Raw genomic sequence first — 22,992 nt, forward strand, 5'->3', positions numbered from 1 at the left:
ATAGCAAATCTTAAATACGTTGTTACATGAATCAGTTAAATGTGTGAAGCATACCGTTTTAATCAGAATCTTTAATGTGCATTTAACATTTTTCGAGAGGGATCGCAGGATGAAAAAGGTTGGCGTGGTACTCAGCGGGTGTGGTGTTTACGATGGTTCTGAAATTCATGAAGCTGTTTTGACGCTACTGGCTCTGGCGCGTAACGGCGCCGAAGCGGTCTGCTTCGCACCGGATAAAACCCAGGTAGACGTGATCAACCACCTGACCGGCGAAACGATGGCCGAGAGCCGTAATGTCCTGATTGAGGCTGCGCGGATCGCCCGTGGACAGGTTCGTCCGCTCAGCGAGGCGCGGGCTACCGAGCTGGACGCACTGATTGTGCCAGGCGGTTTTGGCGCGGCAAAAAACCTGAGTGATTTTGCCGCCCAGGGGAGTGGTTGCCGGGTAGACGGTGATTTAAAAGCGCTGGCGCTGCAGATGCATGAAGCCGGCAAACCGTTGGGCTTTATCTGTATCGCCCCTGCGATGTTGCCGGCCATTTTTGATATGCCGCTGCGCCTGACCATCGGAACGGATATTGATACTGCTGAGGCTATCGAGGATATGGGCGGTGAGCATATCCCCTGTCCGGTGGATGATATCGTGGTCGACGAAGAGAACAGGATCGTCACCACACCCGCTTACATGCTGGCACAAACTATTGCGGAAGCGGCGACGGGCATTGAGAAGCTGGTTACGCGCGTACTGGTGCTCGCTGCATGAAGTTAAGACGTCCGAAAGCGGGTTGGTTAAGACGGATCGTCATTCGCATTCTGTTGGTTATGGCGGTCTTCTGGGGTGGGGGCATCGCCCTGTTCAGCTTCCTGCCGGTGCCGTTTTCAGCGGTAATGGTTGAACGTCAGGTGAGCAACTGGCTGAGCGGTAATTTCAGCTACGTTGCGCACTCTGACTGGGTGAGTATGGATGAGATCTCCCCCTGGATGGGGCTGGCCGTGATTGCCGCCGAAGATCAAAAATTCCCTCAGCACTGGGGGTTTGACGTCGGGGCGATCGAGAAGGCGCTAGCGCATAACGATCGTAACGAGAGCCGTATCCGCGGAGCATCGACGCTTTCTCAGCAGACGGCGAAAAACCTGTTTTTATGGGACGGTCGCAGCTGGGTGAGAAAGGGCTTTGAAGCCGGGCTTACGCTGGGTATCGAAACGGTGTGGAGTAAGAAACGGATCCTGACCGTATATCTCAATATCGCGGAATTTGGCGAAGGGATATTTGGTGTCGAAGCTGCGGCGCAGCGCTATTTCAACAAACCTGCCAGCCGTCTGACGGCGTCGGAGGCCGCGCTGCTGGCGGCTGTGTTACCGAACCCGATTCGCTTTAAGGCCAGTGCGCCATCAGGCTATGTACGTAGCCGTCAGGCATGGATCCTGCGCCAGATGCGCCAGCTCGGTGGGGAAGGATTTATGCAGGCCAATAAGCTGCATTAATCCTCATCAAACCCGGCGTTGAACAGCGCAATAACCGCTGCCAGCGCCTCCACTTCCTGCGGGCCGGTGGCCTCAATTTCGATCTGACGGCCCTTTGCCGAATCCAGCATCAGCAGAGCGATTACGCTGTTGGCTTCGGCTTCGGTGCCTTCGTCGTTACGCAGCAGAACTTCCGCGTCAAATCCCTGCATCAGTTCAAATAACTTCATCGCCGGGCGCGCATGCATGCCCAGCTTGTTGGTGATTTCAACGGTCTGCTTTACGGTCATGTTTTACGTTTTTCCAGCGTACGATGACGGGACTGCACGTTTTTACCGCGCGAGCGGAAATAGTCAGCCAGTTGCTCAGCAATATAGACCGAACGGTGTTTGCCCCCGGTACAGCCAATCGCCACCGTCAGGTAGCTGCGATTGTTTGTCTCCAGCATCGGCAACCAGAGTTCAAGATAGCTGCGCGTCTGATAGATAAAGTTATGCACTTCCGTATGTCTGTCAAGGAAGGCAGCAACCGGCTTATCCAGGCCGGTCATCGGGCGCAGCTTCGGATCCCAGTGCGGGTTCGGTAAGAAGCGCACATCAAACACGTAGTCTGCATCGATAGGGATACCGTGCTTAAAGCCGAACGATTCAAAGACCATCGTCAGCTCGCGTTCGCGTTTACCCAGTAATCGAGTACGCAGCATCTCCGCCAGCTCATGGACCGACATCTCTGAGGTATCGACGATCAGATCGGCGCGCGAGCGCAGCGGCTCCAGCAGATCGCTCTCCTGGTCAATGGCACTTTCCAGCGACAGGTTTTTACTGGAGAGCGGATGCAGCCGGCGGGTGTCACTGTAGCGGCGAATCAGCGTGTTGCGATCGGCATCAAGGAACAGCAGCTGAGGTGAAAAGGCCTCCGGCAGGTTGCTCATCGCCTGCTCAAAGATCTCCGGCGATTCAGGCATGTTACGCACGTCGATGCTGACTGCCGCAGAGATCTGCCGATCCGCCAGCGAACGGGCCAGCTCGGGCAGAAGCACCACCGGCAGGTTATCCACGCAGTAAAAGCCCATATCTTCCAGTGCGCGCAGGGCGACCGATTTCCCGGAGCCCGAACGCCCGCTGACGATCATCAGCACCATGTACCGTTTCTCCTCAGGACCACAGATGTTAAAGCCATCACCCGATTACGCCTCATCCTGATTGCCTTCCGTTTCTGTAATAATTTGATAAAGCTCTTCGTCGCTCTGCGCCGCGCGTAAACGACGACAGATGGTTTTATCCGCCAGACGTTTAGCCACCAGCGAGAGCGTGTGCAGATGCGTTTTGGTCTGATCGGCTGGCACCAGCAGGGCAAACAGCAGATCGACCGGCTGGTTATCAATGGCATCGAAGGCGATAGGTGTTTCCAGTTGAACAAACACCCCTACAGCGCGCAGAGTATCCTCTTCCAGTTTGCCATGTGGAATGGCGATGCCGTTACCGATGCCGGTACTGCCCATTTTTTCGCGGGTGAGGATCGCTTCAAATACCACTTGTGGCGCCAGACTCAGCTGTTTTGCGGCCAGTTCACTGATGATCTCCAGCGCACGTTTTTTGCTCTGGCAGTGAACGGCACTGCGGGTACATTCCTGATTAAGGACACTGCTCAGTTGTAGAGTGGAATCGTTATTCATCATAATTTCACCTAAGCGCTAACTGTACAAAGGGCCCGTTGTGTTTCACAACAGGCCGTCCTGCACCCGTTAACTGCCCGGACAATTAGTGTTGTTTCAGTTTGTCTTTATGTTTGTTTAGCTGTCGTGCCAGCTTGTCAATCAAGCCGTCGATAGCCGCGTACATGTCCTGCCCTTCCGCACTGGCATGGATTTCGCCCCCGTTGACGTGCAAGGTAGCATCCGAGATATGAGTCACTTTTTCCACTTTTAACACAACATAGACCTGGTTGATCCTCTCGAAATACTGCTCGAGCTTAGCGAATTTGGTATTCACAAATTCACGCAGGGATTCAGTGATTTCGACATTGTGTCCTGTGATGTTGAGCTGCATAGTGTCTTCCTTATCGGTTGTGTCAGACCAGTTGTTTACGCTGGTTTGACGGCGGAATGGATAAAGACTCTCGATACTTCGCAACAGTGCGGCGTGCCACCATGATACCTTGTTCGGACAGCATGGTGGTCAACTTACTGTCACTCAGCGGTTTCGCGGGGTTTTCCGCGGCGATCAATTTTTTCACCAGCGCCCGAATGGCCGTCGACGAGGCTTCGCCGCCGCCTTCGGTGTTGACATGGCTGGAGAAAAAATACTTAAGCTCAAAAATGCCACGCGGACTGTGCAGATACTTCTGCGTCGTCACGCGAGAAATGGTCGACTCATGCATCTCGACGGCCTGGGCGATATCCGCCAGCACCATCGGTTTCATAAACTCTTCACCCTGCTCAAAAAACGCCTGTTGCTGCTCCACGATGCAGCGGCTGACGCGCAGTAGTGTATCATTGCGGCTCTCAAGGCTTTTGATCAGCCAGCGGGCTTCCTGCAGATTACTGCGGATAAACTGGTTATCCGAGTCGTTGCGCGAGCTGGTGCACATTGAGGCGTATTGCTGATTGATTTGCAGGCGGGGAATGCTGTCGGAATTCAGCTCTACGGTCCACAGACCGTTATGTTTGCGCACCAGCACATCGGGAATAACATACTCCGGCTCGCTGGTCTGGATAGATTGCCCCGGGCGCGGATCCAGCGACTGGATCAGGTTGACCGCCTCTTTCAGGATCTCCTCTTTCAGCCGCGTGACGCGCATCAGTGAGCGGAAATCGTGGTTGGCAAGCAGATCCAGATGTTCGCTGATGATAAGCCGGGCCTCTTCCAGCCACGGGGTCTCTTTAACAAACTGCGAAAGCTGAATGAGCAGGCAGTCACGGAGATCTCTCGCGGCAACGCCAATCGGGTCAAAGCGCTGAACGCGTTTCAGGACCGCTTCGACCTCTTCAAGCTCAATCTCGTCATCGCCTATGCTCTCCAGAATATCGTCCAGCGACACGGTCAGATAGCCGGTCTCATCCACGGCATCCACAATGGAGGTGGCGATGGCGCGATCGGTATCGGAGAACGGCGTCAGCTCCACCTGCCACATCAGGTAATCCTGCAGTGACTGGGTGGTCTCGCCCTGATAGACCGGCAGCTCGTCATCCTGGTAGTCTGCGCGCGTACCGGATGGCGTGCCGGCGGTGTAGATCTCATCCCAGCTGGCATCGAGAGGGAGCTCGTCAGGCATCTCTTTTTGCTCAAGAGCATCCACCGTGTCGAGGGTCTCGTTATCCTGGCTTTGTTGCGTTTCTACCTCATCGTGAAGATCGGTTTGCTCGAGCAGAGGGTTACTCTCCAGCGCTTGCTGGAGCTCCTGCTGCAGTTCCAGCGTCGACAGTTGCAACAGACGAATAGCCTGTTGTAACTGCGGCGTCATTGCCAGCTGTTGGCTGAGCCTTAATTGCAAACCTTGCTTCATGTTCAGAGCATTTTTCTCCGTTTACGCGAGTCTTAACTTCTACCCTATCAGAGTCTGAAGTCTTCCCCAAGATACACGCGCTTAACATGATCGTCTTCGAGGATCTGCTGCGGGGTACCGTGGGCGATGAGGTGGCCCTGGCTGACGATATAGGCACGCTCACACACCGCCAGCGTCTCACGTACGTTGTGGTCGGTGATGAGAACCCCGAGGCCACTGTCGCGCAGATGCTCAATAATACGTTTGATATCGATAACCGAAATGGGGTCAACCCCGGCAAACGGTTCATCGAGCAGAATAAATTTCGGATTAGCCGCCAGCGCACGGGCAATTTCCACACGGCGGCGTTCACCGCCGGAGAGCGCCTGGCCCATGCTGTCGCGCAGGTGTTCGATATGGAACTCTTCCATCAGCTCGTTGGCGCGATCCTGACGCTGTTCGGCGGTCAGATCATCGCGGATCTGCAGCACCGCCATCAGGTTATCGAAAACGCTCAGACGACGGAAAATTGAGGCTTCCTGCGGCAGATAACCGATCCCGCGGCGCGCACGGGCGTGCAGGGGCAGCAGGCTGATATCTTCTTCATCAATAATGATGTTACCCGCGTCGCGCGGAACAATGCCCACCACCATATAAAAGGTGGTGGTTTTACCTGCACCGTTAGGACCCAACAGGCCGACAATCTCGCCGGAGTTGACGGTCAAACTGACATCTTCCACGACGCGGCGGCCCTTATAGGCTTTGGCGAGATTCTTTGCAGTTAATGTTGCCATAACGAATTAGTTACTCTTTTTCTGTGCCGGGGCCTGATTGCTATTTTTGTCCTGCAGCTGCGATGGAACCAGTACGGTGGTCACGCGTTTGCCTTTCTCGCTGAAGGCCTGCATTTTCTGCTCTTTGACCAGGTAGGTGATCTTGTCGCCCTTGATGTTGCTGTCGAGCTGCTCCAGATACGCATTACCGGTAAGGACAACGAAATCTTTCGCCAGCTCGTAGTGCATCTGGGAGGCGTGGCCTTTCACCGGCTTGCCGTTATCCTGCATCTGATAGAAGGTGGCCGGGTTGCCGTAGCCATCGATAATCTCTTTCCCGTCCTCACCGCCAGGACGCGTCACCACCACTTTGTCGGCATTAATTTTGATGGTGCCCTGAGTCACAACCACGTTGCCGGTAAAGGTCACCACGTTGCCTTGCATATCGAGTGATTGCGTATCGGATTCGATATGAATCGGCTGCTCGGTATCACCCGTCACAGCAAGCGCAGGCAGGCTAAGGGCCAGCAGGGCGCTGGCTATAACACAATTAAGGCTGAGTTTGTTTGTTTTGAATTTCATAAGAGGTTCTAACCTTTTCAATCAGCTCTGCGTTCTTGCTGCGTAAGTTCCCGCGCATTCTCAGACCGCTGGAATTAAATGTTGTGCCGTATAACGTGACCAGATCCTGCGATGTTACATCCTGCGTCACAAGGTTTATCTGTGCGTTATCGGTCGTGATTTTGCGCAACTGCGCATCTGCGGTCAGCGCATTCACTTCAACATGGCCATACAGATAAAGCATACGGTCATTCGTCAGTTTTGCCCGATCTGCTTTAATCGACCATGTCGGAATTTTATCGGTATCAAACGTGGTCATCACGGGTTGAGTAAACCATGAGACGCCCTGTTCGGAAAAATACTCAACGTGCTGAGCGATAAGGCGATAATTCAGCGCCCCTTCCGGGCTGTAAACGACGGTATCGCTGTGATCGCTTTTATACGTTGGATCGTTGGTGTTGACCGTAGGCGCTTGTTCGTCGTCCCGGTCAGCGAGATTCACACCAATCAGTACCAGTGCGACAAGCGTTAGCAGAATAATAACCCAACGTCTGGTTTTACTCATATCGATTGCCCTTTGGCCTCATCAAGCTTACCTTGCGCCAGCAGTAACAGGTCGCAGACTTCTCGTACTGCGCCACGGCCACCGTTAATCCGGGTGACATAGTCAGCGCGTGGGATCAAAAGCGGATGGGCATCGGCCACGGCGATGCTAAGCCCAACTTCTGCCATCACTGGCCAGTCAATAAGATCGTCTCCGACATAGGCAACGTTTTCCGGGGCGATGGCAAGTTTACCAAGTAAGTCCCTGAAAGCGACCATCTTATCGGATTGCCCCTGATAGAGATGGGTAATGCCCAGCGTTTCGCACCGATCTTCTACCAGTTTAGCCTTACGTCCGGTGATGATGGCAACTTCTATGCCAGACGTCAGGGCACAGCGAATCCCATAGCCATCACGCACGTTGAACGCTTTCAGCTCTTCACCATTATTGCCCATGTAAATCAGGCCGTCTGACAGCACGCCATCCACATCCAGGATCAGCAGGCGAATTTTCTCGGCCTGCGACATCATCTGCGCGCTTACCGGGCCATAACAGGTTGCAAGGGATGCACCCGTATTAATCATTGTCTTATCCTTCATTACACTACGCCTGCGCGCAAAAGATCATGCATATGTACCACACCCAGTAACTGGTCGCCATCGGCAACCATAACGGAGGTGATATGGCGGGACTGCATCAGGTTCAGTACCTCAACGGCCAGCGTGCCGGGACGCACCCGAATGCCGCCTGAGGTCATCACATCGGCGATACCCAGCTTACGGACATCCACACCCATATCGAACACGCGACGGAGATCCCCATCGGTAAAGATACCCTCAATCTTCATCTGATCGTTGCAGATGACGGTCATCCCCAGGTTTTTACGGGTAATTTCCAGCAGCGCATCGCGCAGGGAGGCCTCTTTACTGACGTGCGGAATTTCATCCCCCGTATGCATAATATCATTCACGCGCAGCAGCAGTTTACGTCCCAGCGCACCGCCCGGATGGGAGAGGGCGAAATCTTCGGCGGTAAAGCCGCGCGCTTCCAGCAGGGCGACGGCCAGCGCATCACCCATAACCAGCGCGGCAGTGGTGCTGGAGGTCGGCGCCAGCCCCAGGGGACAGGCTTCTTTTGGCACTTTAACGCACAGGTGGATATCTGCGGCGCGCGCCATGCTGCTCTCCGGACGGCTCGTAATACAGATCAGGGGAACGTGCAGGCGTTTCAGGACCGGGATCAGCGCCAGGATCTCATTCGATTCGCCCGAGTTGGATAACGCAATGACGATATCCTGTGACGAAACCATACCCAAATCGCCATGCGCCGCTTCGCCGGGATGGACGAAAAACGCTTTCGTGCCGGTACTGGCGAAGGTCGCTGCCATTTTACGGCCAATATGGCCAGATTTACCCATCCCCATCACCACGACTTTGCCAGGACAGTGGAAAAGTTTTTCGCACGCCAGGCTAAAGTCCTGATTAATGTATTGATCTAACTGCGCCAGACCTTCACGTTCAATCTCCAGAACCTCTTTTCCTGCTTTCTGAAAGTCAAAACCCGGCTGCAATTCTATTTGCGACATAATGCGTTTCCGTTTACCCAGAGAGAAGCGGCGAGAGCCAGTACAGCATCGCCATCCATACGACAAATCCCACCGTCAGCAGCGCACCAGCGCCCTGACCAATCTGCCTTTTTCGCCGCCAGCAGAGCAGGGCGAAAATTACGCTGACTAAGACCATCACCCCATAATCGCGGCTGAACGCGAGCGGATTAAACGCGCCAGGGGCAATCAGGGCAGGCAGGCCAAGCACGATAGCAATATTAAAAATATTCGAGCCGATGATATTGCCAATCGCCATGTCGTCTTCACCCTTACGCGCCCCGGCGATAGCCGTTGCGAGCTCAGGCAAACTGGTACCAATGGCAATCACCGTCAGGCCGATGGTTAACTCGCTCATGGCGAAATAGTTGGCCAGAACCGTAGCGTTATCTACAATCATCTGCGTCGCCATGGGCATGATGATTAACGCCACGCCCAGCCAGAGCAGCGCGACGGGTAAGTTCCCCTCACGCGGCAGCTCTGCCACCTGTTCGCGGGTTAACGTGTCACTGCCTTGCTTTTCTGCCGCCCGGGCAAGCTTCACGATATAAAACAGCCAGATGACCGCCAGCGCCAGCAGAAAAATGCCATCGCTGAGGGTGAACTGCCCGTCATATAACACATAACCCGCCAGCAGGCTGACAATTAACATTAGCGGTAATTCACGCCGCAGAACATCAGAATGCACGCGAAAAGGATGCAGTAGCGCAGCCAGGCCCAGGATGAGCAAGATATTGACGATATTGGAGCCAATAGCCGTTCCCACCGCAAGATCAACCTGATCGTGCATCGAGGCGGCCGCAGAGACGATGATCTCCGGCAGGGAAGTGCCTACGCTGACCACCGTCATCCCAATAATCAGGGGGGGAACACCCAACAAACGGCAGAGGATAGAAGCGGAGAACACCAGACGGTCGGCACTGTAGACCACCAAAAGTAAACCAATTATTAACAGTGCCGTTGCAAGAAGCATCAAAAGTCCTTTCTTCAGGTATACTCGCCGGTCCACTGAGAAAAAATCTCTGCCGCTGCATACTGTCTGTAGATGTAACGAATCCTAATTTTGACTTTATGCGCTGTAAAAGTAAAACAAATGCCAGCTTTCGCTTACCTGCAGAGGTAATATTCTGTAAAAATGTTGGGTTTGCGGCGAAATCAGGCATCAAGCTGATCCTGAACCGGCAACAGAAAGGAAATGTACATGAGCCTGAATGAGGCGAATATAGTCGATGTCCGTGGCGTCAGCTTCACGCGCAGCAGCCGGGTCATTTTTGACAACATCTCTCTCACCGTGCCCCGCGGTAAAATTACCGCCATCATGGGCCCTTCCGGCATTGGTAAAACAACGCTGTTACGCCTGATTGGGGGGCAAATTCCGCCAGGCGAGGGCGAGATCCTTTTTGATGGCGAAAATATTCCGGCGATGTCACGTTCGCGCCTCTATACCGTGCGTAAACGCATGAGCATGCTGTTCCAGTCCGGGGCGCTATTTACTGACATGAATGTCTTCGATAATGTCGCCTACCCGCTGCGCGAGCATACGCGCCTGCCGCCGGCGCTGCTGAAAAGCACCGTGATGATGAAGCTCGAGGCTGTGGGACTGCGTGGGGCGGCGAAGCTGATGCCTTCTGAACTCTCTGGTGGTATGGCCCGCCGGGCGGCGCTGGCGCGCGCGATTGCGCTGGAACCCGATTTGATCATGTTCGATGAGCCGTTTGTCGGGCAGGACCCTATCACCATGGGCGTGCTGGTCAAACTTATCTCTGAGCTGAACAGCGCGCTGGGTGTAACCTGTATTGTGGTATCTCACGACGTACCGGAAGTGCTGAGCATTGCCGACTACGCCTATATCGTAGCGGATAAAAAAATTGTGGCGCATGGCAGTGCCCAATCATTGCAGACCAACAGCGATGCGCGAGTTCGTCAGTTCCTCGACGGCATTGCAGATGGCCCCGTGCCGTTCCGTTATCCTGCGGGTGATTATCATAAAGATCTATTGGGAATAGGGAGTTAAGCCACTCATGCTGTTAAATGCGTTGGCCGCTCTCGGACACCGTGGCATAAAAACCATCAGGACGTTCGGGCGTGCCGGGTTGATGTTATTCAATGCGCTGGTCGGGAAACCGGAATTCCGCAAACATGCCCCTCTGCTGGTACGCCAGCTGTATAATGTCGGCGTGCTGTCGATGCTCATTATCATCGTTTCCGGGGTCTTTATCGGGATGGTGCTGGGGCTGCAGGGGTATCTGGTTCTCACCACCTACAGCGCAGAAACCAGCCTCGGAATGCTGGTGGCGCTCTCCCTGCTGCGTGAGCTGGGGCCGGTGGTCGCCGCGCTGTTATTCGCAGGGCGTGCCGGTTCAGCGCTGACCGCTGAAATCGGCCTGATGCGCGCCACGGAGCAGCTCTCCAGTATGGAAATGATGGCCGTGGATCCGCTGCGTCGGGTCATCTCGCCGCGCTTCTGGGCCGGTATGATTTCGCTGCCGCTGTTAACGATCCTCTTTGTCGCGGTCGGCATCTGGGGCGGTTCGATGGTTGGCGTGCAGTGGAAAGGGATCGATGCCGGCTTCTTCTGGTCAGCGATGCAAAGCGCCGTTGACTGGCGTCTGGATCTGGTTAACTGCCTGATTAAAAGCGCGGTATTTGCCGTGACGATCACCTGGATTGCGCTGTTCAATGGCTACGATGCGATCCCGACCTCTGCCGGTATCAGCCGGGCAACCACCCGTACCGTTGTTCATTCGTCGCTGGCCATACTGGCTCTGGATTTTGTGCTCACCGCACTGATGTTTGGGAAATGAGTTCATGCAAACGAAAAAAGTAGAAATTTGGGTTGGCGTATTTGTCCTGCTGGCGCTGCTGGCAGCACTCTTTTTAAGCTTTAAAGTGGCGGACGTAACGACCATCCGCACCGAGCCGACATACCGTATTTATGCCACCTTCGATAACATCGGTGGCCTGAAGAGCCGTTCTCCGGTGCGTATTGGCGGGGTGGTAGTAGGGCGTGTTGCCGATATCACCCTCGATGAGAAAACCTATCTGCCACGCGTGGCGCTGGATATCGAAGAGCGCTACAACCATATCCCTGACACCAGCTCCCTCTCTATCCGTACATCCGGTCTGTTAGGGGAACAATATCTGGCGCTGAACGTCGGTTTTGAGGATCCCGAGCTGGGAACGACTATCCTGAAAGACGGTGGCGTGATTCAGGATACGAAATCAGCCATGGTGCTGGAAGATATGATTGGTCAGTTCCTTTACAACAGCAACAGTAAAGGGGGTGACGAGAATCAAGCTGCGCAGACCCCTGCGCAGAGTGACATTACGCCGCCTGTTGGCACGACGAATTCATCTCAGGAGAAGTAATTCATGATTAAACGACTGTTAATGGTTGCCATGCTGATGATTGCCCCTCTGACTGCAGCTAACGCAGCCGATCAGAGCAATCCTTATCAACAGATGAATGAGGCAGCAAAGAAAACCTTCGATCGCCTTAAAAATGAGCAGCCGAAGATCCGCTCCAATCCTGATTACCTGCGTGATGTGGTTGACCAGGAACTGCTGCCCTATGTCCAGGTGAAATATGCCGGCGCGCTGGTGCTGGGCCGTTACTACAAAGACGCAACGCCTGCGCAGCGCGAAGCCTATTTCGCTGCGTTCCGTGAATATCTGAAGCAGGCCTACGGTCAGGCTCTCGCCATGTACCACGGTCAGACGTATCAGATCGCACCGGAACAGCCGCTGGGTTCTGCGACCATCGTGCCTATTCGCGTGACCATCGTCGATCCGAACGGTCGTCCGCCAGTGCGTCTGGATTTCCAGTGGCGTAAGAACACCCAGAGCGGTAACTGGCAGGCTTACGACATGATTGCGGAAGGCGTCAGCATGATCACCACCAAGCAGAACGAATGGAGCGATCTGCTGCGTACCAAGGGCATTGATGGTCTGACCGCGCAGCTGAACAGCATCGCACGTCAGAAAATTACCCTGGAAGGAAACAAGTAATTATGTCGCAGTTGAGCTGGACCCGTGAGGGTGAGACGTTATTACTCTCAGGCGAGCTGGATCAGGATTATCTGAATCCTCTGTGGGATGCGCGGGACGATGCCATGAAGGGGGTTTCCCGTATCGACCTGAGCGGTATCTCTCGCGTGGATACGGCGGGTGTAGCGTTGCTGGTTCATCTGGTCTCAACGGGCAAGCAGCAGGGCATCCCGGTGACGCTTTCGGGCGTCAGCGACAATGTCGTCACCCTGGCCCAGCTCTATAATCTGCCGGAAGACGTATTGCCCCGCTAATTTTTTCAGTACGTTACTATCAAAAGCCCTGACAGTTTCATCGTCGGGGCTTTTTGCTTATTTAAGACCGCGCCACTTTGCTCTAAGATGTTGGGCTTGTTTTCACTACCAGATGATATAGAACCCATGGAAAATCATGAAATCCAGACAGTGCTGATGAACGCACTTGCCCTTCAGGAAGTCCACGTCTCCGGCGACGGCAGCCACTTTCAGGTTATTGCTGTGGGTGAGATTTTTGTCGGCATGAGCCGCGTGAAGAAGCAGCAGGCTGTCTATGCGCCGCTGATGGAATATATCGCGGATAATCGTATCCATGCCCTGTCGATCAAGGCGTTTACCCCTACAGAGTGGGCACGCGATCGCAAACTAAACGGTTTTTGAGCTGAGGGTGATTTGCCCGCAGCACGGTTGAATTCATACAGAGAGTAATTACATGGACAAATTTCGTGTTCAGGGGCCGACGCGTCTCCAGGGCGAAGTCACAATTTCCGGCGCTAAAAATGCCGCGCTGCCGATCCTCTTCGCCGCACTGCTTGCGGAAGAGCCGGTAGAGATCCAGAACGTACCGAAGCTGAAAGACATTGATACCACCATGAAACTGCTCGGCCAGTTGGGTACCAAGGTTGAGCGTAACGGATCCGTATGGATCGATGCCAGCAACGTAAATAACTTCTCAGCCCCTTACGATCTGGTGAAGACCATGCGCGCATCCATCTGGGCGCTGGGTCCGCTGGTGGCCCGTTTTGGGCAGGGCCAGGTCTCTCTGCCGGGCGGGTGCGCCATTGGTGCGCGTCCGGTGGATCTGCACATTTTTGGCCTTGAGAAGCTGGGCGCAGAAATTAAGCTGGAAGAGGGCTACGTGAAGGCCTCCGTGAATGGCCGTCTGAAAGGCGCCCACATCGTGATGGACAAGGTAAGCGTTGGCGCTACCGTCACCATCATGTCCGCAGCGACGCTGGCCGAAGGGACCACCATCATCGAGAACGCCGCGCGCGAGCCGGAGATCGTGGATACCGCGAACTTCCTGAATACGCTGGGCGCGAAGATCACCGGTCAGGGCACCGATCGTATTACCATTGAAGGCGTTGCACGTCTGGGTGGTGGTGTATATCGCGTCCTGCCTGACCGTATCGAAACCGGGACCTTCCTGGTCGCTGCAGCCATCTCCGGCGGTAAGATCGTCTGCCGCAACGCCCAGCCTGATACGCTGGACGCGGTACTGGCAAAACTGCGCGAAGCCGGTGCCGATGTTGAAACTGGCGAAGACTGGATCAGCCTGGATATGCACGGTAAGCGTCCGAAAGCCGTTAACGTGCGTACCTCTCCGCATCCGGCATTCCCGACCGATATGCAGGCCCAGTTCACTCTGCTGAACCTGGTGGCGGAAGGGACGGGTGTGATCACTGAAACGATCTTTGAAAACCGTTTTATGCACGTACCGGAACTGATCCGTATGGGCGCCCACGCTGAGATCGAAAGTAATACCGTGATCTGTCATGGCGTAGAGAAACTGTCTGGTGCTCAGGTGATGGCAACCGATCTGCGTGCTTCTGCGAGCCTGGTGCTGGCAGGTTGTATTGCGGAAGGTACGACGCTCGTGGATCGTATTTATCACATCGATCGCGGCTATGAACGCATTGAAGATAAACTGCGCGCCCTGGGTGCAAATATTGAGCGTGTAAAAGGCGAGTAATCGTCCCGGCAGCCCCCTGCCACATTGACCGGGGGGTTGCTAGTCCCGTTTAGATGAGCGTCATTCCTGGCGCTCTTTTTCTTGTTTTTTCTGGCGCATCATGCGCGTTCTGTCGACAAATTCGTGCGTGATCGGGTCGTGGTAGCGCGATGGCCAGATAATCCAGGGGTCAGTGCCGAGTGCCGTAGCAATGATCAGTTCTCCCTTTGGCCAGGGGCGGGTCAGCGCATTTGCCAGGGTGGATGAACTCAGGCCATTACGGCGGGATTCTGCAGCAAGCGATGTTCCCTTTTTACGCAGCGCGGCGATGATATCGGCCGAGTGCCAGTCGGTAAATTTCTTATCCATTCAGCTATCCCTCTGTTCGGGTACATGTACGTCATTTCCTCTTAAATGACAGTGTTACTATACCTTCTTCGAACATCGGTTCTAAAAAGTTCGCATTACAGGAGGCAATATTCGGATTTTGCCAGGGCTTTAATCATGCGGCCTGTAAGCGGATTATTTAACAATTTGATGGATAAAAACTGGAGCTTATTGGAACTCTCTTTTCACGTAAAAGAGAGTTCATTGAGGATTATCGATCGCGCTGAACGGCAATATGCGCGAGCCCGATCAGGGCATCTCGCCATGGGCTGTCAGGGATGACCTGAAGTGCGGCGATCGCTTTATCGGCCTCTTCCTCTGCACGCTGGCGCGTCCATTCCAGGGAACCACAGGTTGCCATTGCTTCCAGTACTGGTTCCAGAAGGTGTCGGCCGTTTCCTTGCTCAATGGCTTCGCGGATAAGCTTAGCCTGCTCAGGGGTGCCGTTACGCATAGCATGCAGCAGCGGCAGCGTCGGTTTACCTTCGTTCAGGTCATCACCGACGTTCTTGCCGAGCGTTTCGCCGTCGGCGCTATAGTCGAGCAGATCGTCAATCAGCTGGAAGGCGGTGCCAAGGTAGCGCCCGTAATCCTGCAGCCCACGCTCCTGCTCGTCAGTACAGCCGGCCAGAATACCGGAGCACTGGGCAGCGGCCTCAAACAGACGGGCGGTTTTGCTGTAGATCACCCGCATGTAGCTCTCTTCGGTGATGTCCGGGTCGTTGACGTTCATCAGCTGCAGAACTTCACCTTCCGCGATGACGTTCACCGCTTTGGACATCACTTCCAGGATCTTCAACGATCCCAGGCTGGTCATCATCTGGAAAGCGCGCGTATAGATAAAATCGCCTACCAGTACGCTGGCTGCATTGCCGAACGCGGCGTTGGCAGTGGCTTTGCCACGACGCATATCGGACTCATCGACAACGTCATCATGCAGCAGCGTGGCGGTATGGATAAATTCGATCAGCGCTGCGATCGTTACGTGCGCGTTCTCCTGATAGCCGACCGCGCGGGCGGCCAGCACAGCGATCATCGGACGGATGCGTTTACCCCCGCCGCTGACGATGTAATAACCCAACTGATTGATTAGTTGAACGTCAGAATCGAGCTGTTCCAGGATCGCTGCATTCACACCCGCCATATCTTGCGCGGTTAACTCATTGATTTTTTCTAAATTCATCGCAAAAGCCGGGCTTTAAGTCCTGTTTACCACATGTCAAATGGGCTAACGAAGGGTTCGGTTTATCAATAGTAGCGCTGATTGTACTGAAAAAACGCGGCAGATAAACGTTACCGTACGTGTTGTGTTTTTTTTCTTCATGTATTGACTGTAGCACTTGTCAAAGGCTCGCGTTTTGCGTAATATTCGCGCCCTATTGTGAATATTTATAGCGCACTCTGAATCACACGAGGATGTGCGCGGAAGCGGAGTTTATATGTACGCGGTTTTCCAAAGTGGTGGTAAACAACACCGAGTAAGCGAAGGTCAGACCGTTCGCCTGGAAAAGCTGGACATCGCAACTGGCGAATCTATTGAATTCGCTGAAGTTCTGATGATCGCAAACGGTGAAGAAGTCAAAATCGGCGTTCCTTTCGTTGATGGCGGCGTTATCAAAGCTGAAGTTGTTGCTCATGGTCGTGGCGAGAAAGTTAAAATCGTTAAGTTTCGTCGTCGTAAACACTACCGTAAGCAGCAGGGCCACCGTCAGTGGTTCACTGATGTGAAAATTACTGGCATCAGCGCCTAAGACCTGAGGAGAGATTTAAATGGCACATAAAAAGGCTGGCGGCTCCACACGTAACGGTCGCGATTCAGAAGCTAAACGCCTCGGCGTTAAGCGTTTCGGTGGCGAAACCGTTCTGGCGGGTAGCATCATCGTTCGTCAGCGTGGCACTAAGTTCCACGCGGGTAACAACGTAGGTTGCGGTCGTGACCACACTCTGTTTGCTAAAGCAGACGGTAAAGTGAAATTTGAAGTTAAAGGCCCGAACAACCGTAAATACATCAGCATTGTTGCTGAGTAAGGTTTTCTCGGTCCGGTAACGGATTAAAGCCCCGCAACGTGTTGCGGGGCTTTTTACATTGGAAACCCGGTAATTTTTTCGGTAGGGAAAACGGGCATGAAGCAGCAGGCCGGCATTGGTATTCTTTTGGCGCTCACTACCGCAATGTGCTGGGGTGCGCTGCCAATTGCAATGAAGCAGGTACTGGAAGTGATGGAGCCGCCAACGGTGGTCTTCTACCGCTTCCTGATGGCCGGTATTGGATTGGGCATTATCCTTGCGCTAAAGGGTAAGCTTCCTCCGCTGCGCATCTTTCGCAAACCGCGCTGGCTGGTGCTGCTGGCGATTGCGACAGGCGGCCTGTTCGGGAACTTCATTCTGTTCAGTTCTTCCCTGCAATACCTCAGTCCCACGGCCTCGCAGGTAATTGGCCAGCTCTCGCCGGTAGGCATGATGGTTGCCAGCGTCTTTATCCTGAAGGAGAAGATGCGCGGCACGCAGATTATCGGGGCACTGATGCTGCTTTGCGGTCTGGTGTTGTTCTTCAATACCAGTCTGATAGAGATTTTTACCCGCCTGACGGATTACACCTGGGGTGTAATTTTCGGGGTGGGCGCGGCGGCGGTATGGGTGAGTTATGGCGTCGCGCAAAAGGTGTTATTACGCCGTCTGGCGTCACAGCAGATTCTGTTTTTGCTGTACACTTTATGTACTATTGCCCTGTTGCCACTGGCGAAGCCGGGAGTCATTTCCCAGTTAAGCGACTGGCAGCTGGCGTGTCTGATCTTTTGTGGTCTGAACACGTTAGTGGGTTATGGCGCGCTGGCAGAAGCAATGGCGCGCTGGCAGGCAGCGCAGGTAAGTGCGCTGATTACGCTGACACCACTGTTTACACTGTTATTTTCAGATTTATTATCAATGGCCTGGCCCGATTTCTTCGTCAAACCGATGTTAAACCTGTTGGCTTATCTCGGTGCGTTTGTCGTGGTTGCGGGCGCGATGTATTCCGCCATTGGTCATCGTCTTTGGGGACGTTGGCGCAAAAATGAAGCGGCCCCCGCTCAGGCGAATGATTTACGGAGAGTAAAATGAAGTTTGTTGATGAAGCAACGATCCTGGTCGTGGCAGGTGATGGCGGTAATGGTTGCGTAAGCTTCCGCCGCGAAAAATACATTCCCCGTGGCGGCCCTGACGGCGGCGACGGCGGCGACGGCGGTGACGTGTGGTTAGAGGCGGACGAAAACCTCAACACCCTGATCGATTACCGTTTCGAAAAATCATTCCGTGCTGAGCGCGGTCAGAATGGCCAGAGCCGTGACTGTACCGGTAAACGCGGAAAAGACGTCACGGTTAAAGTCCCTGTCGGAACGCGCGTTATCGATCAGGGTACTGGCGAAACCATGGGTGATATGACCAAGCATGGTCAGCGCCTGATGGTCGCTAAAGGCGGCTGGCATGGTCTGGGTAATACCCGTTTCAAATCCTCCGTTAACCGTACCCCGCGTCAGAAGACGATGGGTACGCCGGGTGATAAGCGCGATCTGCAGCTGGAACTGATGCTGCTGGCGGACGTGGGTATGCTGGGGATGCCAAACGCAGGTAAATCCACCTTTATCCGTGCTGTCTCTGCGGCCAAACCAAAAGTGGCCGACTATCCGTTTACCACCCTGGTCCCTAGCCTCGGCGTAGTGCGTATGGACAACGAGAAGAGCTTCGTCGTGGCCGATATCCCGGGCCTGATCGAAGGCGCTGCCGAAGGGGCGGGCTTGGGTATTCGCTTCCTGAAGCACCTTGAGCGTTGCCGCGTTCTGCTGCACCTCATCGATATCGATCCTATCGACGGTTCCGATCCGGTGGAAAACGCCCGTATCATTATCGGCGAGCTGGAAAAATACAGCGACAAACTGGCTGCCAAGCCGCGCTGGCTGGTCTTCAACAAGATCGACCTGATGGATAAAGCGGAAGCCGAAGCGAAGGCGAAAGCCATTGCCGAAGCGATGGGCTGGGAAGACAAGTACTATCTCATCTCCGCCGCAAGCCAGATGGGCGTGAAAGAGCTGTGCTGGGATGTGATGACCTTCATCATCGAGAACCCGGTAACGCAGGCAGAAGAAGCGAAACAGCCTGAGAAAGTCGAATTCATGTGGGATGACTACCACCGTCAGCAGCTTGAAGAGCAGGTGGAAGAAGACGACGAAGAGTGGGATGACGACTGGGATGAAGATGACGAAGAAGGCGTCGAATTCATCTATAAGCGTTAAGACCGTCAAGAGCCCCCTTATCAAGGGGGCTTTTTAATTCAGTGTTTCTGGCAGCCAGCAGGTGACTATCAAGCCGCCTTCGGGGCGATTCTCCAGCGTCAGCTTGCCGCGATGCAGCTGTACAATACGCTGAACGATGCTCAGCCCCAGCCCGCTTCCGCCATAGCGTTGATCGATGCGGCGAAACGGCTCGGTAATCGACTGGCGATGGGCTTCATCTATGCCAGGCCCCTGATCGCTGACGCTCACCTGCGTACCGCCGTCGACCTCCTGCATGGCGACTTCAATAGTGGTTCCCGCCGGGCTGTAACGCACCGCGTTTTCCAGCAAATTGCGCAACATTAGCCGTAAGAGGATTGCATCGCCCTGTACGTTCTGTGGGCTCGCCTGCGGCCAGATGAGGGTATGGCTTTTTACCTCATTCTCCAGCGCCAGCGGCGCAATAATGGCTTCGCTCCAGTTAACCGTGTCGTAGTGGCCGCTGGCCATAGCTTGACCCGCCCGGGCCAGCATTAGCAGCTGCTCTACGGTATGCATCAGTTGATCGATTCGGGTAATCAGCGTCGTCGCCTGGGGCGAGCCTGACTGCGCCATCAGCTCCAGATGCAGGCGAATACCCGCCAGCGGCGTACGCAGCTCATGTGCGGCATCAGCGGTGAACAGGCGCTCCTGCTGAATGGTTTGATCCAGCCGGGCGAGCAGTTGATTCAGCGAGGTGGTGACGGCGCCTATTTCCTCCATATCGGAGTACATCGGCAGCGGCGTAAGATTATCGGCAGAACGGTTCGCAAGGCTGGTGCGTAGCTGATTCAGCGGACGGGTGATCCAGCTGACGGCCCAGAAAGAGAAGAGCAGGGTAAACCCGACCATCACCAGTGAAGGGACCAGCAACGAGGCGATCGCCTCCCGGATCTCTTTCTCGACATGCTGGTTGCGGGATTTTGCCGACAGCGTCTCGCTCACCAGAAAGCTAATTTGCTCCCGGCTCTCATGCCAGAGCCAGATGACGCTGATCAGTTGAAAGAAAAGCAGAATGACTGCCAACAGCACCATCAGACGACGGCGCATGCTGTTCATTTTTGACTCTCAAGGCGATATCCCACGCCGCGTACCGTTTTGATCCGGTCTTTGCCCAGCTTGCGTCGCAGATTATGAATATGCACCTCCAGCGTATTAGAGCCGGGATCGTCCTGCCAGGAGTAAATATCCTGCTGTAAGGTTTCCCGGTGGACGGTCTGACCGGTGCGCATAATCAGCCGGGTTAGCAGAGCAAACTCTTTAGGGGTCACTTCGACCGGCTGGGATTGCTGTAAAACCTGCTGGGTTTGCAGATTTAACGTCAGATCGCCATCGCTGAGCAGGTTATCGCTGTGCCCCTGATAGCGCCGGATCAACGCTCTGGCGCGCGCCTGAAGTTCTGCCAGCGCAAAGGGCTTCACCAGATAGTCATCGGCACCGGAGTCCAGGCCGTTAATCCGGTCTTCCAGCGCGTCGCGGGCGGTCAGGATCAGCACAGGATTATCGATACCCCGTCGGCGCCACTGGCTTAGCAGGGTGGCGCCGTCTTTATCGGGCAGGCCAAGATCGAGGATCACCAGGCTGTATTCGCCGCTCTGGATAAGGCCATCAGCTTCGGCGGCGGTACCCGCGCAATCAAGCGTGTAACCTTCAGCCGAGAGCGCCAGCGCCAGTCCTTCCTGTAACAGCAGATCGTCTTCAACAATGAGTAATTTCATCGCTAGTTGTTCTGATAAATGTCCTTGTAAAGCCGGCTTTCAAAGCGCACCAGCGGGATACGGCGGTTACGCTGGTCGGCAGGTTCCACCGCGTAGCCAGAAAGATACTGCACAAATGCCATCCGCTGTCCGCTGGCGGTGGTGATAAACCCGGCAAGGTTATACACCCCCTGCAGGGAGCCCGTTTTGGCGGAGACTTTGCCATCGACGCCCGCGGCGTGCAGGCCCGCACGGTACTGCAGGGAGCCGTCATAACCGGCGAGCGGCAGCATTGAGATAAAGTTTAGTTCAGTGTCGTGCTGAGCAATGTACTGAAGGACCTGCATCATGGTGGCAGGAGAGATCAGGTTATGGCGCGACAGACCCGAACCATCGACCGCGATGGTGTTGCCAAGATCGATGCCAGCCTGCTGGCGGAGGATCTGACGAACCGCATCTGAACCGGCACGCCAGGTGCCAGGTACGCCAAAGCGGGCATGCCCAATCATGCGAAATACGGTATCCGCAATCATGTTGTCCGATTTTTTCAGCATGATCTTCAGCAGATCGTGCAGCGGCGCCGACTGCTTACTGGCAATCACGGTGCCGGGCTCGTTGCTCTGCGTCTGACGCAGCAGGGTACCACTGTAAGTGATGTTGGCCTGCTTCAGTTCATTCTTAAGGATCGCCCCGGCATAGCTTGCGCCATCCTGAATGGCGAAGGCCAGCGGCAGTGGATCGGCCCGCTGCGTCAGGCAGCCGGTCAGGGTAAAGCGGTTCAAATCGCCCGGGACGACATCCAGTTCGCAGTACTGCGCTTCCGGGGAACCTTTCGCCAGGGTACGCACCTGGCTGAACATGTTGACCGGATAGTAAGAGGCCACCCGAATGAAGGCTAAATCGTTCGGTTTGGGCGCGCTGTATAACGAAATGGAGAAGCAGTTGCGATCGACGATCGCGGCCGCGGGCGGGGCGCTAAAGCACTGAGTCATATCATTCCACGGCCAGCCGGGGGCTTTATCGTGGCTGGCAAAAATGGACGTATCGATAAGCACATTGCCTTCAATCCGCTGTACGCCAGACTTCTTTAGCACGGCGACCATGTTGCGGATATCCTGACGCTTAAATGTCGGATCGCCGCCAAAACGGGCAATAAGATCGCCTTTCAGCACACCGTTCTCAATGTTGCCTTTGCTTTCAAGCGTGGTCGTAAAACGAAAGTCGGGCCCAAGCTGCAGCAGGGCAGCCAGCGCCGTGATCACCTTTTGGGTACTGGCAGGCAGCGCCATCTGCTGGCTGTGATAATCAATCTCAGGCGCCTGAGCTCCTACCTTTTGCACGACCAGGGCAAGATTGGCGCCATCGGGCAGCTGATTAATATACTCATCAACGTTCGCTGCCTGGACAGTGAACGCAATAGTGGTGGTCAATCCGATGATAAATCTGGAAAATCGCATAATCTCGCGCTAACAACCCGGAAACAAACCGTCATACTACGGCCCAACGCCCTGTAAAGTAAACGATGACCCATACTGAACTTCGCGTTAAAATACGTATCAAACTGAAAAATTGCTGCTGACCTGGAACATTGTTTCCGGGTCAGTTTTCTTTTGCTTCTGACCTGTGCCAGGCTGTGATGCCTGCGGGGCCAGTAGTCGGGTCGGTTAACCGTACCTAACAGGAATGTCAAAGAGGTATAACAAATGCAAGCTATTCCGATGACCTTACGTGGTGCTGAAAAACTGCGTGAAGAGCTGGATTTTTTGAAATCTGTTCGCCGCCCTGAAATCATCGCCGCCATTGCGGAAGCACGTGAGCATGGCGATCTGAAAGAGAATGCTGAGTATCACGCCGCGCGTGAGCAGCAGGGGTTCTGCGAAGGGCGTATCAAAGATATCGAAGCCAAGCTGTCAAATGCGCAGGTGATTGATATCACAAAAATGCCAAATAACGGACGCGTGATTTTTGGCTCTACCGTCACCGTGATCAACCTGGATACGGACGAAGAGGTCTCCTACCGCATCGTGGGTGATGACGAGGCTGATTTTAAGCAGAATCTGATCTCAGTAAACTCGCCAATCGCACGCGGTCTGGTGGGGAAAGAGCAGGACGATGTCGTCACCATCCGTACGCCAGGCGGCGAAGTGGAATTCGAAATTACCAAGGTTGATTACCTGTAATTCGCATCCCCGGACAGATGTTGATAGATTGTAAAGATAGG

30 protein-coding genes are annotated in these 22,992 nt (G+C 54.5%); 14 read left to right on the plus strand and 16 right to left on the minus strand.

Going from position 1 to position 22,992, the window contains the following annotated elements:
- Nucleotides 1-109 precede the first annotated feature (109 nt).
- Nucleotides 110-763 (plus strand): isoprenoid biosynthesis glyoxalase ElbB, encoded by a 654-nt coding sequence (elbB, locus tag B3X29_RS19795; protein ID WP_159339887.1) that lies wholly within the window; start codon nucleotides 110-112, stop codon nucleotides 761-763.
- A complete protein-coding gene (gene mtgA / locus B3X29_RS19800; RefSeq protein WP_159339888.1) occupies nucleotides 760-1,485 on the plus strand; it encodes a monofunctional biosynthetic peptidoglycan transglycosylase in 726 nt (241 codons plus the stop codon). Before elbB ends, mtgA begins: the two co-directional genes overlap by 4 nt.
- Here mtgA and npr read toward each other — a convergent pair.
- The 11 genes from npr to B3X29_RS19855 all read right to left on the minus strand — a co-directional run bounded on the left by npr (nucleotide 1,482) and on the right by B3X29_RS19855 (nucleotide 9,401).
- Complete coding sequence (npr, locus tag B3X29_RS19805; protein WP_032614489.1) at nucleotides 1,482-1,754, minus strand: PTS phosphocarrier protein NPr; 273 nt, start codon at nucleotides 1,752-1,754, stop codon at nucleotides 1,482-1,484. The genes mtgA and npr overlap by 4 nt on opposite strands.
- Complete coding sequence (rapZ, locus tag B3X29_RS19810) at nucleotides 1,751-2,605, minus strand: RNase adapter RapZ (protein ID WP_032614487.1); 855 nt, start codon at nucleotides 2,603-2,605, stop codon at nucleotides 1,751-1,753. Before rapZ ends, npr begins: the two co-directional genes overlap by 4 nt.
- Nucleotides 2,606-2,650: 45 nt before the next feature.
- Nucleotides 2,651-3,142 (minus strand): PTS IIA-like nitrogen regulatory protein PtsN, encoded by a 492-nt coding sequence (gene ptsN, locus B3X29_RS19815; RefSeq protein ID WP_103177194.1) that lies wholly within the window; start codon nucleotides 3,140-3,142, stop codon nucleotides 2,651-2,653.
- Between the two features lie 82 nt (nucleotides 3,143-3,224).
- The gene (gene hpf, locus B3X29_RS19820) at nucleotides 3,225-3,512 is read right to left on the minus strand and encodes a ribosome hibernation promoting factor (RefSeq protein WP_103177193.1); all 288 of its coding nucleotides are present in this window, start codon (nucleotides 3,510-3,512) and stop codon (nucleotides 3,225-3,227) included.
- A gap of 22 nt (nucleotides 3,513-3,534) precedes the next feature.
- On the minus strand, nucleotides 3,535-4,968 hold the full coding sequence (rpoN, locus tag B3X29_RS19825) for an RNA polymerase factor sigma-54 (RefSeq protein ID WP_103177192.1): 1,434 nt from the start codon (nucleotides 4,966-4,968) through the stop codon (nucleotides 3,535-3,537).
- Nucleotides 4,969-5,015: 47 nt separating this feature from the next.
- Nucleotides 5,016-5,741 (minus strand): LPS export ABC transporter ATP-binding protein, encoded by a 726-nt coding sequence (gene lptB, locus B3X29_RS19830; protein ID WP_103177191.1) that lies wholly within the window; start codon nucleotides 5,739-5,741, stop codon nucleotides 5,016-5,018.
- 6 nt (nucleotides 5,742-5,747) lie between these two features.
- Nucleotides 5,748-6,302 (minus strand): lipopolysaccharide ABC transporter substrate-binding protein LptA, encoded by a 555-nt coding sequence (lptA, locus tag B3X29_RS19835; protein WP_103177190.1) that lies wholly within the window; start codon nucleotides 6,300-6,302, stop codon nucleotides 5,748-5,750.
- Entirely contained in the window at nucleotides 6,271-6,846 is a 576-nt protein-coding gene (lptC, locus tag B3X29_RS19840) for an LPS export ABC transporter periplasmic protein LptC (RefSeq protein ID WP_103177189.1), read from the minus strand. Before lptC ends, lptA begins: the two co-directional genes overlap by 32 nt.
- Entirely contained in the window at nucleotides 6,843-7,409 is a 567-nt protein-coding gene (kdsC, locus tag B3X29_RS19845) for a 3-deoxy-manno-octulosonate-8-phosphatase KdsC (protein ID WP_103824984.1), read from the minus strand. The genes lptC and kdsC overlap by 4 nt, the downstream gene beginning before the upstream one ends.
- Before the next feature lie 14 nt (nucleotides 7,410-7,423).
- Complete coding sequence (gene kdsD, locus B3X29_RS19850; protein ID WP_103177188.1) at nucleotides 7,424-8,410, minus strand: arabinose-5-phosphate isomerase KdsD; 987 nt, start codon at nucleotides 8,408-8,410, stop codon at nucleotides 7,424-7,426.
- 13 nt (nucleotides 8,411-8,423) lie between these two features.
- Nucleotides 8,424-9,401 (minus strand): calcium/sodium antiporter, encoded by a 978-nt coding sequence (locus tag B3X29_RS19855; protein ID WP_159339889.1) that lies wholly within the window; start codon nucleotides 9,399-9,401, stop codon nucleotides 8,424-8,426.
- 228 nt (nucleotides 9,402-9,629) lie between these two features.
- On the opposite strand from B3X29_RS19855, the gene mlaF reads away from it, so the two are divergent.
- The 7 genes from mlaF (at nucleotide 9,630) to murA (ending at nucleotide 14,422) form a co-directional block, all read left to right on the plus strand.
- On the plus strand, nucleotides 9,630-10,442 hold the full coding sequence (gene mlaF, locus B3X29_RS19860) for a phospholipid ABC transporter ATP-binding protein MlaF (RefSeq protein ID WP_103177186.1): 813 nt from the start codon (nucleotides 9,630-9,632) through the stop codon (nucleotides 10,440-10,442).
- 7 nt (nucleotides 10,443-10,449) lie between these two features.
- Nucleotides 10,450-11,232, plus strand: coding sequence for a lipid asymmetry maintenance ABC transporter permease subunit MlaE (gene mlaE / locus B3X29_RS19865; protein WP_032614466.1), 783 nt, complete (start codon nucleotides 10,450-10,452; stop codon nucleotides 11,230-11,232).
- Between the two features lie 4 nt (nucleotides 11,233-11,236).
- On the plus strand, nucleotides 11,237-11,797 hold the full coding sequence (gene mlaD, locus B3X29_RS19870) for an outer membrane lipid asymmetry maintenance protein MlaD (RefSeq protein WP_103177185.1): 561 nt from the start codon (nucleotides 11,237-11,239) through the stop codon (nucleotides 11,795-11,797).
- Nucleotides 11,798-11,800: 3 nt separating this feature from the next.
- Nucleotides 11,801-12,436, plus strand: coding sequence for a phospholipid-binding protein MlaC (mlaC, locus tag B3X29_RS19875; RefSeq protein ID WP_103177184.1), 636 nt, complete (start codon nucleotides 11,801-11,803; stop codon nucleotides 12,434-12,436).
- Nucleotides 12,436-12,729, plus strand: coding sequence for a lipid asymmetry maintenance protein MlaB (mlaB, locus tag B3X29_RS19880; RefSeq protein ID WP_103177183.1), 294 nt, complete (start codon nucleotides 12,436-12,438; stop codon nucleotides 12,727-12,729). Before mlaC ends, mlaB begins: the two co-directional genes overlap by 1 nt.
- Before the next feature lie 126 nt (nucleotides 12,730-12,855).
- Entirely contained in the window at nucleotides 12,856-13,110 is a 255-nt protein-coding gene (ibaG, locus tag B3X29_RS19885; RefSeq protein ID WP_159339890.1) for a BolA family iron metabolism protein IbaG, read from the plus strand.
- Between the two features lie 52 nt (nucleotides 13,111-13,162).
- Nucleotides 13,163-14,422: a UDP-N-acetylglucosamine 1-carboxyvinyltransferase gene (gene murA / locus B3X29_RS19890; RefSeq protein ID WP_039031637.1), complete on the plus strand. Its 1,260-nt coding sequence runs from the start codon at nucleotides 13,163-13,165 to the stop codon at nucleotides 14,420-14,422.
- 60 nt (nucleotides 14,423-14,482) lie between these two features.
- Here the strand turns inward: murA and sfsB are convergent, their stop codons facing one another.
- Together sfsB and ispB are read right to left on the minus strand one after the other, a co-directional pair.
- Nucleotides 14,483-14,770 carry a DNA-binding transcriptional regulator SfsB gene (gene sfsB / locus B3X29_RS19895; protein ID WP_156655274.1) on the minus strand — a complete coding sequence of 96 codons (288 nt, stop codon included), beginning with the start codon at nucleotides 14,768-14,770 and terminating at the stop codon, nucleotides 14,483-14,485.
- A 229-nt stretch (nucleotides 14,771-14,999) separates the two neighbouring features.
- Complete coding sequence (gene ispB, locus B3X29_RS19900) at nucleotides 15,000-15,971, minus strand: octaprenyl diphosphate synthase (RefSeq protein ID WP_103177180.1); 972 nt, start codon at nucleotides 15,969-15,971, stop codon at nucleotides 15,000-15,002.
- Nucleotides 15,972-16,227: 256 nt separating this feature from the next.
- Here ispB and rplU point away from each other — a divergent pair, with 256 nt between their 5' ends.
- The 4 genes from rplU to cgtA all read left to right on the plus strand — a co-directional run bounded on the left by rplU (nucleotide 16,228) and on the right by cgtA (nucleotide 19,056).
- Nucleotides 16,228-16,539 (plus strand): 50S ribosomal protein L21, encoded by a 312-nt coding sequence (gene rplU / locus B3X29_RS19905; RefSeq protein WP_042325074.1) that lies wholly within the window; start codon nucleotides 16,228-16,230, stop codon nucleotides 16,537-16,539.
- Nucleotides 16,540-16,558: 19 nt separating this feature from the next.
- Nucleotides 16,559-16,816 carry a 50S ribosomal protein L27 gene (rpmA, locus tag B3X29_RS19910; RefSeq protein WP_007673187.1) on the plus strand — a complete coding sequence of 86 codons (258 nt, stop codon included), beginning with the start codon at nucleotides 16,559-16,561 and terminating at the stop codon, nucleotides 16,814-16,816.
- 96 nt (nucleotides 16,817-16,912) lie between these two features.
- A complete protein-coding gene (locus tag B3X29_RS19915) occupies nucleotides 16,913-17,887 on the plus strand; it encodes a DMT family transporter (RefSeq protein WP_103177179.1) in 975 nt (324 codons plus the stop codon).
- Entirely contained in the window at nucleotides 17,884-19,056 is a 1,173-nt protein-coding gene (gene cgtA / locus B3X29_RS19920) for an Obg family GTPase CgtA (RefSeq protein ID WP_103177178.1), read from the plus strand. Before B3X29_RS19915 ends, cgtA begins: the two co-directional genes overlap by 4 nt.
- Before the next feature lie 33 nt (nucleotides 19,057-19,089).
- Here the strand turns inward: cgtA and pmrB are convergent, their stop codons facing one another.
- From pmrB to dacB, 3 genes are read right to left on the minus strand one after another with little or no spacing between them, the layout of a single operon-like run.
- Nucleotides 19,090-20,133, minus strand: coding sequence for a two-component system sensor histidine kinase PmrB (gene pmrB, locus B3X29_RS19925; protein WP_103177177.1), 1,044 nt, complete (start codon nucleotides 20,131-20,133; stop codon nucleotides 19,090-19,092).
- Nucleotides 20,130-20,792, minus strand: coding sequence for a two-component system response regulator PmrA (pmrA, locus tag B3X29_RS19930; protein WP_103177176.1), 663 nt, complete (start codon nucleotides 20,790-20,792; stop codon nucleotides 20,130-20,132). Before pmrA ends, pmrB begins: the two co-directional genes overlap by 4 nt.
- A 2-nt stretch (nucleotides 20,793-20,794) precedes the next feature.
- Nucleotides 20,795-22,228: a serine-type D-Ala-D-Ala carboxypeptidase gene (dacB, locus tag B3X29_RS19935; RefSeq protein ID WP_156655273.1), complete on the minus strand. Its 1,434-nt coding sequence runs from the start codon at nucleotides 22,226-22,228 to the stop codon at nucleotides 20,795-20,797.
- 246 nt (nucleotides 22,229-22,474) lie between these two features.
- On the opposite strand from dacB, the gene greA reads away from it, so the two are divergent.
- The gene (greA, locus tag B3X29_RS19940; RefSeq protein ID WP_103177174.1) at nucleotides 22,475-22,951 is read left to right on the plus strand and encodes a transcription elongation factor GreA; all 477 of its coding nucleotides are present in this window, start codon (nucleotides 22,475-22,477) and stop codon (nucleotides 22,949-22,951) included.
- Nucleotides 22,952-22,992: the final 41 nt, after the last annotated feature.

It is taken from the genome of Leclercia sp. UBA5076 (genome assembly GCF_002416465.1).
Taxonomy (GTDB): Bacteria; Pseudomonadota; Gammaproteobacteria; order Enterobacterales; family Enterobacteriaceae; genus Enterobacter.